A 13231-nucleotide genomic window follows, 5' to 3' on the forward strand; every position below is an offset into this window, starting at 1 on the left:
GCGTCAGCGTCAGGCGGGAACGATGTTCTCAGCCGTCGGGCCCTTCTGGCCCTGCGCGATGTCGAAAGTCACCTTCTGGCCTTCGAGCAGCTCACGGAAGCCCTGGGCGGCGATGTTCGAGTAGTGGGCGAACACATCGGGGCCGCCACCTTCCTGCTCGATGAAGCCGAAGCCCTTTTCCGCATTGAACCACTTCACGGTACCAGCAGCCATTATTTGTTCTCCTTCTGGGGCAGTTCGCCGAAGCCAGCACTGTGCGGACTCCGCGTCGCCGCGATGATTGCCCCATCCGGAAAATGACCGGAGATAAAAAAGCACTCTCACCGTCGCAGTAGTCGGGTGAGGGTGCTTGAGATTTTGGGAACCACAACTGCAACTGAGATCGACAGTAGCATGACGGCATCAGCAACGCACTGCTGATGATTTCGCGCTGCTTTTTGTGTGAGGTACTCTCACCGCGCCTCGCGTTAATTTCTCATCTCGCGGTCATAGATATTGGCTCGCCCAGGGCGAAGTGTTTCTGCGAAGGGCCCGGCCCGTCCGGGACGAAAATCAGCTGCCGGCCCTGCCCTCCTGAATTTCCGCAAAATGTCGCCGCACCGGCCCTGAGCAGCGACAACGCCGAGCGGAGCACTCTTCACGGAGGACGGGACATGGCCGGCGACAGCCTCCGTCCGGGCGCGCGATCCGCTCCGTGCGACGCCACTTCGGGAGTGCATCCGGCTCGGTGGTGGCGAACCGGCCGGGGCCGCACGGGTGATTCGTGTCGCAGGCTCCCGAACGGCACGTCGACCGTGGACTACGACACCGGGCCCTTCTCCCGGAGCTCCGGATCGCGACGCAGGGCCTTTGCGTACCAGGCTCCGTACTGCGCCCCCAACTGCGCGGCCGACGCGCCGTGGAGGTAGACGCTGAGCCCGACGGTCACGGCGATGACGCCACTGACCACGTCCGTGTGGGGGAGCTCCGCTTCGAAGGCGATCAGCCCGAACACCACGGACGCGAGCCCACGCGGGCCGAACCAGCCGACGTAGGCCACCGTGGGCGGACGCAGCCCCGCACCGATGAGGGAAACGGCGACCGGGACCATGCGGATGACGGTGAGGCTGAGCACCGCGTACAGCGACATCCGCCAGTCGACGTGCTCCAGTACCGGCCCCAGGATCACGGCACCGAAGAGCAGGAAGCTCAGTGCGGCCAACAGTTCGCCGAGCCGGTCGCCGAACTCGATCGTGCGGCTGACGTCACCGTCCTTGGCCGTGGTGCGATCGGCCGGTGTTCCGCCGCGCAGCACGGAGCCGAAGGCGAGGCCCGCGACCCAGGCTCCGATGAATCCGCTGCCATCGATCACGACGCACAGCGCGTACGCCGTGGCGGGCACGGCCAGCACCAAGATCTGCCGCCAGCCCGTGGTGCTCCAGCGTCGGGCGGCCGACCCGCGCAGCACGACCGCGCCCAGCCAGCCGGCCGCAAGGCCGATGACGCTGCTGGCCACCAGCGCGAGGAGGAAAGCCTTCAGCGGCCCGTCCTGTCCATGGTGTCCGCCACCGGCAGCGGCCAGGGCCAGTACGAAGAACGGCAGCACGATGCCGTCGTTGAGACCGGACTCCACGCTGAGCCCGTGGCGTACCGGCGCGGGGACACGCTCGTCCGACACGGCCTGTTGTCCGAGTGCCGCATCGGTGGGCGCGAGGACGATACCGATCACCGCGAGCTCCCACATGCCCGGACCGGGCAGCACGGCCCAGGCCCCGAGCCACCCCAGGGCCATGGTCAGCGGCAGCCCGACCATGAGCAGACGCTCGGGCAGCGAGCGTTCCCTGCGCAGTTCCTGCCGTCGGATCGCGGCGGCCGATGTGAACAGCAGCAGGGCGAGGGCGCTTTCCAGCAGTGCACGGGTGATCTCACCGTCCTGGGCGCGATCGATGAGATCGAGACCGAGGGGTCCGATGGCCAGACCGCAGGTGACGAGCACCATCGGACCGGAGACGGGTGTGGTGGCCAGCCGCCGTGACACGGCCGCGTAGCCGGCGATCACTGCGCCCGTGGCGATGACGGCCCATGGATTCACCGGTCCTCCTCCGCGGACCGACGTGTCCGCCCGCCCTGGAAACCCACCGCCGAGCACTGTCTCGTCAGCTTGGGCCAGGCATGCGGTCCCGGGCGCGGTGGCGCTCCGGTGGTTCTCCTCGTTCCCCTGGTTGCCACGCACGGGCCGGTGGGTCGCCGCGGCGGTGGGACCGTCCAGGCGCGGAAGCGGCCCACGGCGGAGGGCCCGGTGCGACGGCCACCCGTCAGTCGTCCTCGCCGTGGGTCCCCGAGGGCGGTCTGCTGGTGGCCAGCCAGGTGCGGGCCGGCCCGGCCGCTGCCTCCGTGTCCACGGTGAGGTGCAGTCGCGTGCCGCCGCCGGGAGCCGGATAGCTGCGCTGCTCTGTTCCTGCGAAACAGCGCCGTAGGACTTCGGCGACCGCACGGGCGGTTTCGGGCGCTGCGGCGACGATGCGGACCTCGGCGTGTCCGGCCCTCGGCAGTGCCGCGGAGTCGTCGGGTTCCAAGGCGGGGGGTCCTTTCCTCAGGCCGCGCGCCCTATCGACCTCGACTCATCGACCGTGGCTCGGTGACTGCGGCACATGGGCTGCGGCACATCGACACGGCGACGCCTGCGGCGTGGTGTCCGCTGCCCGGTCCGGGGAGGCCGACGTCAGGGGCCGGGATCTTTGACGCGCGACGGATGCATGTGTTTTGTCGGAAATGCCCGACAGGGCATTGTGCTCCAGCCGCCGTCGAGTACGAGCGCCGCCCCGCCGCCGCACTGAAGCCCCGACGGCCGGTGCAGGGTCCCGTGTGCTCTCCCGTACGTCCGCACGGTTCGGGAACCCGTCCCCCGTCCCCTGCCCCTCGGCCGCCGCCCCCGTGGCTCAACTCGGAGCGAGTGTTCATCGTCCCGCACGGCGTCGATCGCGCGCTGCTGCTCGTTCGTGGACGGCGGGCAAAGGAGCTGCGTGCCGTACGGGGGGGCGTCGCACCGACACACCGCAGCCGCGGCGACGGTGGCCTGAGCGGCACGGTGGGTCGATCGATCGATCGGCACCGAGGGTGTAGGGAGGCCCGGGGATCGGCGACCGCCGGATCGGGCACCGGTTGCTCGCCGTCAGCCCTTCGTAGCCGACGGATCGACTGATCGACGGGGGCGACGGAGGCCGACGGAGGCCGACGGACGGCGATGCGAAATCCGATGCGAAATCCGATGCAAACTCCGATGCGAAATCCGATGTGAACTCATCGCCCCCCTACCTACTCGTTGAGGAAGTCCGCGCATCGATAGGGGCCCAACTCGATGCCCTCCTCGGGGTCCAAAGTGACCTCGACGTCGTCGAACATGACCTTCGGTTCGAGCACGGACTGGGCGCGAGCCAGGGTGCACACCAACTGCCCGGTGCCCTGGTCCTGCCCCGACCCCGTGTACTGACCGGAGAGGTCCAGTGTGACGCGGGTGCCCTCCCCGGTCACCGTGTAGCCCTCGATCTCGTAGACGGAGGCGAGACCGTCGCGCTGCTCCGTGGGCGACGGCCCCTGCGCGAGCAGTTTCATCACCGAGGCGAGGTCCTTGATCTCCGTGTCGATCAAGGACACCCCGCGCAGCCCGTTGGTGGAGGCGAAGTACAGCCGTATCCCACTCGTCAGCCCCGACGCGGGCTCGCCCGCGTCCACCACCCCGGTCGGCTGGACACCGCACCCCATGAGCCCGATCCCCAACGCGGCGACCACCAACCCCTGCCGGACCTTCACTCCGAGCCCTCCCCCGTGCGTCGCAGGGGCAGCCGCAGGACGAACACCGCGCCGCCCCCCGGACCATCGGCCACATCGATCGTGCCGCCGTGCAGTCGTGCGTTCTCCAGCGCGATCGCCGTACCGAGGCCGCTGCCCTGTCCACTGGCGTCGGCCGCAGTGCGCGTACGGGCCGCATCCGCCTTGTAGAACCGCTCGAAGACCCGCTCCCGGGCCTCAGGCGGCAGCCCGGGACCGTGATCGGCGACCACCAGTTCCACCGTCTCCGTACCGGCTGCGGCTTCTGTCGACACGGTCCCGAGCGTCACCGTGACCGGTGGCGCGCCGTGTCGCAGTGCGTTGCCCACCAGGTTCGCCACGATCACATCGATGCGCCGTCGGTCGACCACCGCCCGGACGCCCTCATCGAGGTGTGTCTGCACCCGGTCCGTCCAGCCACGCAGCGCCAGCGACGCCCGTACGGTGTCCGCGAGGTCCGTTTCGGCCGCGTTCAGCCGTACCGCCTTGGCGTCGAAGCGGGAGATCTCCATCAGGTCCTCGACCAGCCGTGCCAGTCGTGCCGTCTCCGCGCCGACGGTACGGGCCGCTCGTGCCGCGTCGGGCGGGAGTTGGTCGGCGTCCTCCTCCAGGACCGTCGCGACCATCGTCATCGCGGCCAACGGAGTGCGCAGCTCATGGGAGACGTCCGCCACGAAGCGACGTGCCTTCGCCTCCTGTTCGCGCAGTTCCGCATCGGAGGTCTGGAGCGCATCGGCGGTCTCGTTGAACGTCCTTGCCAAATCGGCGAGTTCATCGTGCCCGCGGACGGAGACCCGGCTCCCGAGGTCCCCTGCCGCCAGTTCACGGGTGGCCCGGCCCAGCTTCCGTACCGGACGCAACACCGTCCCCGCGGCCAGCAGTGCCAGAACGGCGGCCAGCCCCACCACCGGCACGATGCCCGCGCGCACCGAATCCAACAGGGCGGCGGTGTCCTCGTGCTCGGCCCGCAGATCGGTGATCGCGAACACCTCCAGACCGGAGATGCGCTGCTGCCCCTCGCTGTCGTGGATCAGCACGGGCATGCCGACGACCAGATAGGGCTCCTCCCGCCACATCACCCGCTGGAACCTGGCGCCCTTTCCGGACCGCACGGCGGCGCGCAACTCGGTGGTGATCCGCCCCTCGGTATCCGCCGACGAGTCGGAGACCGCGGAGAGGTGCTGGAAGCGGGCGACTACGAGACGGGCCCCGATGCCGTTCGACACCTTCGTCGCGAACCGGGTCAGCGACCCCTTGTCGGGCGGTATGTCGAAGTCGGCTGCGACCGTGGTGATCTGCTTGCGCAGGTCGTCCACCGCAGTGTTCTGGGTGCGCTGCAAAACGGCGGTACGGGCCTCCCGGTACGCCAGGGCGGTCGAGGTCACCGCGCTGATGAGGGCGACGACGACAAAGGTGACGACGAGCCGGACCCGCAGCCCGCCGACGAGCCGCCGAGGCCGCCACCTCTTCGGGGCGCCACCGCCCCCGGCCCGGCCGGTGCGTTTCACAGCGGCCCGAAGCGGTAGCCGAAGCCCCGCACTGTCTGGATGAACCGTGGCTTCGCCGGTATGTCCTCGATCTTGGCCCGCAGCCGTCCCACGGCCGCGTCCACCAACCGCGAGTCGCCCAGGAACGTGTGGTCCCAGACCGATTCGAGCAGCTGCTCGCGACTGAAGACCCGACCGGGGGAGGCCGACAGTTCCAACAGCAGCCGCAACTCGGTGGGCGGCAGCGGAATCGGCGTGCCGTTCTTGGTGACGGTCAGCCCGGCGCGGTCGATCACCAGCCCCGCGCAGTCGAGGTCCGTGCGCTGGGCCTGCCCCGACGGTTCCGCCCGCCGCAGCGCGGCCCTGATGCGGGCCTCCAGGACGGTCGCGGTGACCGGCTTGACCACATAGTCGTCGGCGCCCACCTCCAAGCCCGTCACGATGTCGTGGTCGTCGCCGCGAGCGGTCAGCATGATGATCGGCAGCGTTGTGGTCCTGGCCCGGATGAGACGGCACACCTCGAAGCCGTTCAGGCCCGGCAACATCAGGTCCAGCACGACCAACTCGACCTTCCCGCCGCTCGGGCGGTCCAGCAGCGCCAGGGCTTCCTCGCCGGTGGCCGCGGTGTCGATGTCGTACCCGTGCCTGCGCAGCACGAGCTCCATTCCGTCCCGTACGGACGCGTCGTCCTCGATGAGCAACACATGCGGCATGCCGTCGATTATGAGCACCGAAACTGCCGGTCCGCTGCCCCGGCAAGGGACCGATGTGCAGGTCGGAGGCATTGTTACGTTCCCATCATGTGGCGATGGATCCGCCATCATGTGAGGCGGCGAGGGTTGTGGACATGATCCAGAAGACGACTCCCCGTGCCACTGCCGGGCTGCGCCTGACCGCCCTCATCGCCGTTCCCGTGCTCGCCTTCTCGGTGGCCTGCTCCGGTGGCGGCGACAGCTCCGACGGCGCCAAGAGCCACGGCATCGCCGATGTGCCGGACACCTCGGCGCCCGCGCCATCCGCCAAGACCGAGACGAAGCCGGACACCCGCGCCAAGGGCAAGAGCGCCTTCTACGACGCCCAGATGACGTACGTGCAGTGCATGCGCGCCAAGGGCGGCTACCCGGACTTCCCCGACCCCAAGCTCAGCGGCCACTTCGACTGGGCGAAGATCAACGAGATCGGCTCCCAACCCGGCCGCAACGAGGGCATCAAGGGCGGCAAGAACCGTGCCTGCGTCGATGAACTCATGGCGGCGATGGACGCCACCCCCAAGATCGACCAGCAGAAGGCGTACGAGTCGATGCTCGCGCACGCCCAGTGCATGCGGGACAACGGCGTCTCCAAGTTCGCCAACCCGACCATGAGCGGCGGCAACGCCCAACCCGGCGGCCAGCCGAACCCGATGTCCCGGGCCTACGACGAGGAGTCACCGCAGTACAAGCAGGCCCGCAAGGCGTGTGAGTCAAAGCTGCTCGAAGGTCTGGACGGCATGCAGTGAAGCGCCGCACCGCCCTTCTCACGCTCGGCGCGGTGACCGTCGTCGGCGCGGTCGTCACAGGCGTTCTGTTCCTCGGCGACGGCGGTGACGCGGGCGCCTCCGGCAGGGGCGGCGACCTGCCGCCCGGCACCACGACCGTCGTCCGCACCGATCTCGTGCAGTCCAAGACCGTCGACGGCAAGCTCGACTTCGCACAGCGCCGCGTCGTCAAGTCCGCCGTCGAGGGCACCGTCACCGTGGCCGCATCCGAGGGGAAGACCCTGACCATGGGCCAGGCGCTGTACGAGCTGAACGACAAGCCCGTCACCCTCCTGTACGGGCCCGTCCCGATGTTCCGCGAGATGAAGGAGGGTGACCGGGGCAGCGATGTGCTCCAGTTGGAGCGCAATCTGCGCGACCTGGGATACGGATCGAAGCTGTACGTCGACGTCCGGTACGACAAGGACACCGAGGCCGCCGTCAAGCAGTGGCAGAAGTCCCTCAACCGCGACACCACCGGCAGGGTCGGCAAGGGCGATGTCGTCTTCCAACCCGGCCAGGTCAAGGTGGCGTCCGCCGATGCGGCGCTGGCCGACCAGATCGCCCCGGGCGAACCGGTCCTGACGATCGCCTCCACCAAACCCGTCGTACGGGCACAACTGGACCAGAAGGACGGCGCGCTCACCCGAAGCGGCACCAAGGTCGAGGTCACCCTGCCGAGCGGGAAGACCGTGACCGGCAAGGTCACCGGGACCGTACGCCCCGAAGACGCCGCTGCCGAGGACCCGGCACCCGCCCCCGAGGGGATCACCGTGGAAGTCGTCCTCGACGGCGGTGTGGGTGCCGCGTCCGGTGAGGACACCAAGGCGCCGGCGAGCGTGAAGTTCGTCAGCGAGGCCCGCAGGGGAGTACTCGCGGTCCCCGTCGAAGCGGTCGTCGCCCTCCGCGGTGAGAACGGCGGCTACGGGCTCCAGATCATCGAGGGCACCACCTCACGGATGGTGCGGGTGGAAGCGGGCATGACCGCCGACGGACAGATCGAGGTGTCAGGGCCCGACGTGCGCGAAGGCATGAAGGTCGGAGCGGCGAAGCCATGACGACCCCAGCGGACACGGTGATCGAACTGAGGGACGCCAGCAAGTCGTACCCGGGAGGCGTCCACGCCCTGCGCAGGGTGAACCTCACCGTCGAAGCGGGCGAACTGGTCGCCGTCGTCGGCCCGTCAGGCTCCGGGAAGTCCACGATGCTCCATGTCATGGGCACCCTGGACAGGCCCACCACGGGCACCGTCCGAGTCGCCGGGTACGACGTCTCCGAACTCTCCGACGCCCGACTCTCCGCTCTGCGCGCCCGCCACATCGGCTTTGTGTTCCAACACTTCCACCTGGCGACGGGACGTGACGCCGTGGACAACGTCGCCGACGGGCTGCTGTACGCGGGCGTACCGCTGAAGGAACGGCGACTGCGCGCACGCGAAGCGCTCGCCAAGGTGCGACTGGACCACCGCTACTCGCACACGCCCAACGAACTCTCCGGGGGCGAGAAACAGCGCGTCGCCATCGCCCGCGCCCTGGTGGGGAACCCCAAGCTGCTGCTGGCGGACGAACCGACCGGGGCGCTGGACACCGCGTCCGGTGAGATCGTCATGGAACTGCTGCACGAACTCAACGGGGCCGGCACCACCATCTGTGTGATCACCCATGACCATGACATCGCGGACTCACTGCCGCGCAGGGTGCGCTTCAAGGACGGCGAGATCGTTTCGGACTCGCGTTCCCCCTCTGTCCGGAATTCCCCCTCCGGTCGGGACTCCCCCTCCGTCCGGAACCCCGCCTCCGGTCGGGAATCGGTCCCCGGTCGGGAATCGGTCCCCGTCCGGGACTCCGCCTCCGCCCGGGAAGGGGCCGGTTCATGAGGAACGACCTCAAGCCCTCCCGCCTCTCCCTCCGCGACCTCCTCGGTGTCGGCGCGGTCGGCCTGCGCGCACGGCGGGCACGCGTGGTGCTCTCGGCCCTCGGCATCGCCATCGGGATCGCGACCATGGTTGCGGTCGTCGGTCTGTCGGAGTCCAGCCGCGCCGATCTGATGGCCCAACTCGACCGCCTCGGCACCAACCTCCTCACCGCCGAGGCGGGCGAGGACGAGAACGGAAAGCCGATCAAACTCCCCAAGAGCGCCGTCGCGATGGTCGAGCGCGTCGGTCCCGTGCAACACGCCACGGGCACCGCCGACATCGACGCCCGGATCCGCCGCAGTGATGTGGTGCCCGAGGAGCGCAGCGCAGGAGTCATCGCCCAGGCGGTCGGCGTCGACCTGCTGTCCACCCTCGGCGGCGAGGTCGACCGGGGCACATGGCTCGATGCGGCCAGCGAACGCCTTCCGACGACGGTCCTGGGCGCGGTGGCCGCGGAACGCCTCGGAGTCACCCGCACCGGCGAAACGATCATGATGAACAGCACACGTGTGGTCGTCGTCGGCATCCTGCGACCCCTTGAACTGGTCCCCAATCTGGACCGCGTCGCCATGGTCGGATTCCCCGCCGCCGAAAGCCACTTCGCCTTCGACGGCCATCCCACGACCATCTTCGAGCGCTCCACGGACGCCTCGGTCGAGGATGTGTGGGCGATCCTGCCCCGCACCATCAGCCCCGGCAACGCGGCGGGCGTCAAGGTCTCCCGCCCCTCGGACGCCCTCGCCGCCAAGGCCGCGACCAACGAGGGCCTGACGACCCTGATGCTCGGCCTCGGCGCGGTCGCCCTCCTGGTCGGCGGGGTCGGAGTCGCCAACACCATGGTCATCTCCGTCCTGGAACGCCGCCAGGAGATCGGCCTGCGCCGCGCGCTGGGCGCGACCCGCAATGCGATCCGACTCCAGTTCCTGACCGAGTCACTACTGCTGTCGGGCCTGGGCGGCATCACGGGCGCACTCCTGGGCGCGACGGCGACGTACGGCTTCGCACAGGCCCAGGGGTGGACGACAGTGGTCCCGCCCTGGTCCCTGGCGGGTGGCCTCGCGGCCACCCTCCTGATCGGCGTGATCGCGGGCCTCTACCCGGCGATCCGCGCCTCCCGCCTCCATCCGACGGTGGCACTGAACGGGACGTGAGGGGGCGGGATCCTTCGAGGGGGGCATCAGAATCAACGCGCGGTGTCGGCCCCCTCGCGCACCAGACTGACGCTTCTAGTCCTCTTCTCGACCTAGGGAAAGGAGACAGATGGCCCTTGGATTTCCGATGGCCTTCTCTGGGACATCCGGATCACTGGGTCTCCAGGAGGTCTTCCACGTACTCGACGAGATTTCGAGGGAGACGAGTGAGATCCATTTCCCGAAGCCGGGGCATGTATTCCGGACCCCCGAACCCACTCGACCCCAACTCTACGAGGGCATTGAGCTGAGCTTCCATGACGTTGAGATCGTGCTCGCATGTCGCGGTTGTTGAGATGACTTCCGCGAGCATCCGGACATCACTCTCCGAATAGCTCCCCAACCAGTCGGGAACGCGATCGGCAGCCATCTCCCGCTGTGTGGAATCCGGATCTGTCAATTGGCGGATCAGTTCAACTAGTTGGGTCGAGGTCAGAGTAATAGCTACTCCGTTGGGCTAGCAGGGAAGCTGGCATTGGGTGATGGAGGTGAGTTGGTCCCTAGAACTAGGAGTTCAGAAGGGGGGCGACTTCTGGAGCGAACCCCATAGTCGCGGCATATCTAGTGAAGTATCACTCAAATGCCTTGGACTGCTCCATGAGATCGTGCACTCCTTGCCTCAACTCGCTGTCCGTCAAGTCTCCCGGCTCCTGGAGAGTCGGATCGATGGCGAAGTCTTCCAGCAGTGAGAAGACATGGTCGAGAGCTGTCACGATGGGCTCGCGAAGCCTTTCGCCGCTATTTTGTGAGAGGCGCCGAGCGTCCAGCCAGGCGCGGGCGAAATCCGGCGCCGTGGAGTTGCCGGCTACGAACGCACGCATCAACTCCACCTGCTGATATGCGCTTGTGCCTGCGGGCAGGTCTCTTACGTGCGACCAGGCAAAATGTCGAACAGGCAGCGACTTGGCCACGTCATGCAGCGCAGGATACTTGCGGCCTGCCGCACGGGCATAGCGGGCGAAGTGGGCGCGGCCCGCGTCTATTCCTTCCGGGGTGGCGCCATGAAGAAATTGTGAGGTGCCTGCCACGAGCGCATATCCGGGCTGAGGGAAGAGAATTGCTCCAGATAGATCAGATGGTGCCACCAATAGGGGTGGGTCGACCCCCTCCAGGCTGACCGCTGCTGAACCCAGACCGGAAAGGCGGCGAGGCCGCTTAGTGAGCCCTTCTTCTACGGTGGCGATCATGATGTCATCTACCCTCTGCGATTGACACCCTTTGACGATACGCCGAATAAGAGCCTGATCCAGGCGGTTTCCGGCGGCTACGGGTACGATGCTCTTGCTGCCACGGGACAACCAATCCTCAGAAAACTCGCCGCGGCTGGAAAGCACTTCAGAGAAGCTCCTTTCGTCGCCGCTCGGAAGGCTTTCTCCTGTTACCACAAGAACCCCTTGTCGATGATTCCTTCGGCGATGTTCGGGTGTTCCGCCGTGCGCCGTCCCAGTGGGGCGTGGGAATAGTGCAGTGCGTACCGTCGGAAGTGACTGCCGAGGCCAGGCGGTCTTCCGTGCCCCGCAGTACCGACTGCCGAACCCGTCCCGACCTCGCCCCGAGCCGCCGGCTCACCCTGGAGGCATACCCGCTGCGATCCGCGCAGAGCGCTCTTGCCAGTACGCCTGTTCCTTGATGCCCACACCGTCCAGTGAATCCCCGACGCGCGCCAAAAGGACCAGACCCACGGCGATTACGCCGTCGAGGAGTTCCCTCAGGGTGTGATTTTTCGATCCTTCATGACTGGTGACAAGCGACCTGATGAATTCCAGGAAGAGTCGGTGATCGATCTCGCACTCATCATCGATGATTTCTCCGATTCCGGACTCCATCGAGTAGGCGCGAGCGACGACATGTGCATGGCCGATGAAGATTTCAGCTACTCGGTTGGAGGGGTTCCATACATCCCGACCCGAGATCGCTAGATAGCAACTCATCCGGCCCACCTTGTTCTCACGTCGACTCCAGGATTGTTCTGCTGCCAGGTCTGGACAGCGTTTTCTACCGCTCCTCTGAATTCAGGAGTAGCGCCGGGGCGACGAAGTCGATCCCAATTGGGGCTTCTTCCCACACCACATCCGGCGTGATATCACTGACAAAATCACCAAAACCCACCGTCAGCTCCCCCCGCCTTGTTGCTGCTGCGCCCGTTCCTCGGGCGAGGGCCCGAACTGGTCATCCACTGCCCGGTCGAACTCCTGCTGATCCACACCCAACATGTCGTTCAAGATCCGTGACTGCCGTCCGCCACTGCCCTCCGTCAACAGGGCCCGGCCCGTGTCCTTCCACACCTGGACACCTTCCTCCTGCGCGCGCTCGAAGGACTCCTTGCTGTAGTCAGGACTGAGATAGTCGGGGGTCATCAGATCGCCCCAGTTCTGCTTGACGATCTCGTCCTCGGAAGCGTGCGGATTGCCGACACCGGCATTCACCACGATCTTTAAGGTGCCCTTGAGGTACTGGTCCTCCTCCCACACCAGTCCCGCAGCCAGCCCCAGGGCGGCAGCCAGCGTGTTGGCGTCCTGGATCAGCGCGCGCACCCCCCACTCCCAGCGCTCGCAGAAGTCCTCGAAGTCGGTCGACAATCCGTGATGCCCGGCCTCCATCCCGGTCATGGCCAGCTCCGAGAACCCCTTGCCCAGCACCGAGCCCGTACCGGTGCCCACCTCGCGCAACTCGGAGACTGCCGCCCGCAGACCCTCGGTGACCTTGCGGATCGACTCCGCATCGAACTTCAGATCCTCCGCGCCGCTCATCAGCCCTGCCCACCCTCGTCGACGGCGACCGTGTCCGGGACGATCCCCACCACCGGCGGAAACAACATCGCCCCCTCCGGATCCGCGATGTTGACGGCCACCCCCGCCGGCCCTCCCATCGCCGGCACGATCTCGTCCAGCAACCGCGCCCCACGCAACTCGGCGAACTCCCACTCCCGCCCCGACTCACCCCGAGCCGCGGCAAACCGCGCGAACGCCTCTTCATCGGTGAAGGCGCACACCCACCTCACCCCACTCAGTGAGGCCGTCCACAAACCCCCGCCCTCGAACGGCACCAGCAGCAAGGCCCTGCGGAACTCCCCGACCAGAGCACGGGGATCGCCGACCCCGGCTCGTCGCTCCTCAATCCGATCGGTCAGCTCGGTACTCACTTCGAACCCCCGTAACGTCGCCTCCAACCGAGCCTGCCCCAGGGCTCGGTCGAACGTCCAGAGAACATGGGGACTCACAGTTGGGGCGCGCCGGACACCGGCACTGCGGGGATCGCTCGGACGGCCGGTGGGGAAGGCACCAACCGGCGTGATCGGCCTCCGACGACCGGCGAT

General features: G+C 67.5%; 14 protein-coding genes. 4 read left to right on the forward strand and 10 right to left on the reverse strand.

All coding sequences use genetic code 11. The features are described 5' to 3' along the window. Positions 1-9: 9 nt before the first annotated feature. The 6 genes from ACFXJL_RS07150 to ACFXJL_RS07175 form a co-directional block, all read right to left on the reverse strand. The gene (locus ACFXJL_RS07150) at positions 10-213 is read right to left on the reverse strand and encodes a cold-shock protein (RefSeq protein ID WP_008743748.1); all 204 of its coding nucleotides are present in this window, start codon (positions 211-213) and stop codon (positions 10-12) included. A 586-nt stretch (positions 214-799) separates the two neighbouring features. Next, positions 800-2071, reverse strand: a complete 1272-nt coding sequence (locus tag ACFXJL_RS07155; protein WP_384689993.1) for a cation:proton antiporter — start codon at positions 2069-2071, stop codon at positions 800-802. A 223-nt stretch (positions 2072-2294) separates the two neighbouring features. Then, entirely contained in the window at positions 2295-2555 is a 261-nt protein-coding gene (locus ACFXJL_RS07160) for a hypothetical protein (protein ID WP_358876758.1), read from the reverse strand. Positions 2556-3294: 739 nt separating this feature from the next. Further along, a complete protein-coding gene (locus ACFXJL_RS07165; RefSeq protein ID WP_358876757.1) occupies positions 3295-3789 on the reverse strand; it encodes a GerMN domain-containing protein in 495 nt (164 codons plus the stop codon). Further along, positions 3786-5315, reverse strand: a complete 1530-nt coding sequence (locus ACFXJL_RS07170; protein ID WP_358876756.1) for a HAMP domain-containing sensor histidine kinase — start codon at positions 5313-5315, stop codon at positions 3786-3788. Before ACFXJL_RS07170 ends, ACFXJL_RS07165 begins: the two co-directional genes overlap by 4 nt. After that, positions 5312-6007, reverse strand: coding sequence for a response regulator (locus tag ACFXJL_RS07175; RefSeq protein WP_384689998.1), 696 nt, complete (start codon positions 6005-6007; stop codon positions 5312-5314). Before ACFXJL_RS07175 ends, ACFXJL_RS07170 begins: the two co-directional genes overlap by 4 nt. A gap of 134 nt (positions 6008-6141) precedes the next feature. On the opposite strand from ACFXJL_RS07175, the gene ACFXJL_RS07180 reads away from it, so the two are divergent. Genes ACFXJL_RS07180 through ACFXJL_RS07195 form a run of 4 tightly spaced genes read left to right on the forward strand, consistent with a single transcriptional unit; the run spans position 6142 to position 9876 of the window. After that, a complete protein-coding gene (locus ACFXJL_RS07180; protein ID WP_384690000.1) occupies positions 6142-6792 on the forward strand; it encodes a hypothetical protein in 651 nt (216 codons plus the stop codon). Further along, a complete protein-coding gene (locus tag ACFXJL_RS07185) occupies positions 6789-7868 on the forward strand; it encodes a peptidoglycan-binding protein (RefSeq protein WP_384690002.1) in 1080 nt (359 codons plus the stop codon). Before ACFXJL_RS07180 ends, ACFXJL_RS07185 begins: the two co-directional genes overlap by 4 nt. Next, complete coding sequence (locus ACFXJL_RS07190; RefSeq protein ID WP_384690005.1) at positions 7865-8686, forward strand: ABC transporter ATP-binding protein; 822 nt, start codon at positions 7865-7867, stop codon at positions 8684-8686. The genes ACFXJL_RS07185 and ACFXJL_RS07190 overlap by 4 nt, the downstream gene beginning before the upstream one ends. Further along, on the forward strand, positions 8683-9876 hold the full coding sequence (locus ACFXJL_RS07195; RefSeq protein ID WP_384690008.1) for an ABC transporter permease: 1194 nt from the start codon (positions 8683-8685) through the stop codon (positions 9874-9876). The genes ACFXJL_RS07190 and ACFXJL_RS07195 overlap by 4 nt, the downstream gene beginning before the upstream one ends. 611 nt (positions 9877-10487) lie before the next feature. Here ACFXJL_RS07195 and ACFXJL_RS07200 read toward each other — a convergent pair. The 4 genes from ACFXJL_RS07200 to ACFXJL_RS07215 all read right to left on the reverse strand — a co-directional run bounded on the left by ACFXJL_RS07200 (position 10488) and on the right by ACFXJL_RS07215 (position 13057). Further along, on the reverse strand, positions 10488-11249 hold the full coding sequence (locus ACFXJL_RS07200) for a colicin immunity domain-containing protein (protein WP_384690010.1): 762 nt from the start codon (positions 11247-11249) through the stop codon (positions 10488-10490). A gap of 231 nt (positions 11250-11480) precedes the next feature. After that, positions 11481-11846 (reverse strand): DUF6086 family protein, encoded by a 366-nt coding sequence (locus ACFXJL_RS07205; RefSeq protein ID WP_384690013.1) that lies wholly within the window; start codon positions 11844-11846, stop codon positions 11481-11483. A 180-nt stretch (positions 11847-12026) separates the two neighbouring features. Further along, on the reverse strand, positions 12027-12665 hold the full coding sequence (locus ACFXJL_RS07210) for a hypothetical protein (protein ID WP_384690016.1): 639 nt from the start codon (positions 12663-12665) through the stop codon (positions 12027-12029). Further along, positions 12665-13057, reverse strand: coding sequence for a hypothetical protein (locus ACFXJL_RS07215; RefSeq protein WP_384690019.1), 393 nt, complete (start codon positions 13055-13057; stop codon positions 12665-12667). The genes ACFXJL_RS07210 and ACFXJL_RS07215 overlap by 1 nt, the downstream gene beginning before the upstream one ends. Positions 13058-13231 lie beyond the last annotated feature (174 nt).

It is taken from the genome of Streptomyces sp. NPDC059256 (assembly GCF_042753785.1).
GTDB lineage: Bacteria > Actinomycetota > Actinomycetes > Streptomycetales > Streptomycetaceae > Streptomyces.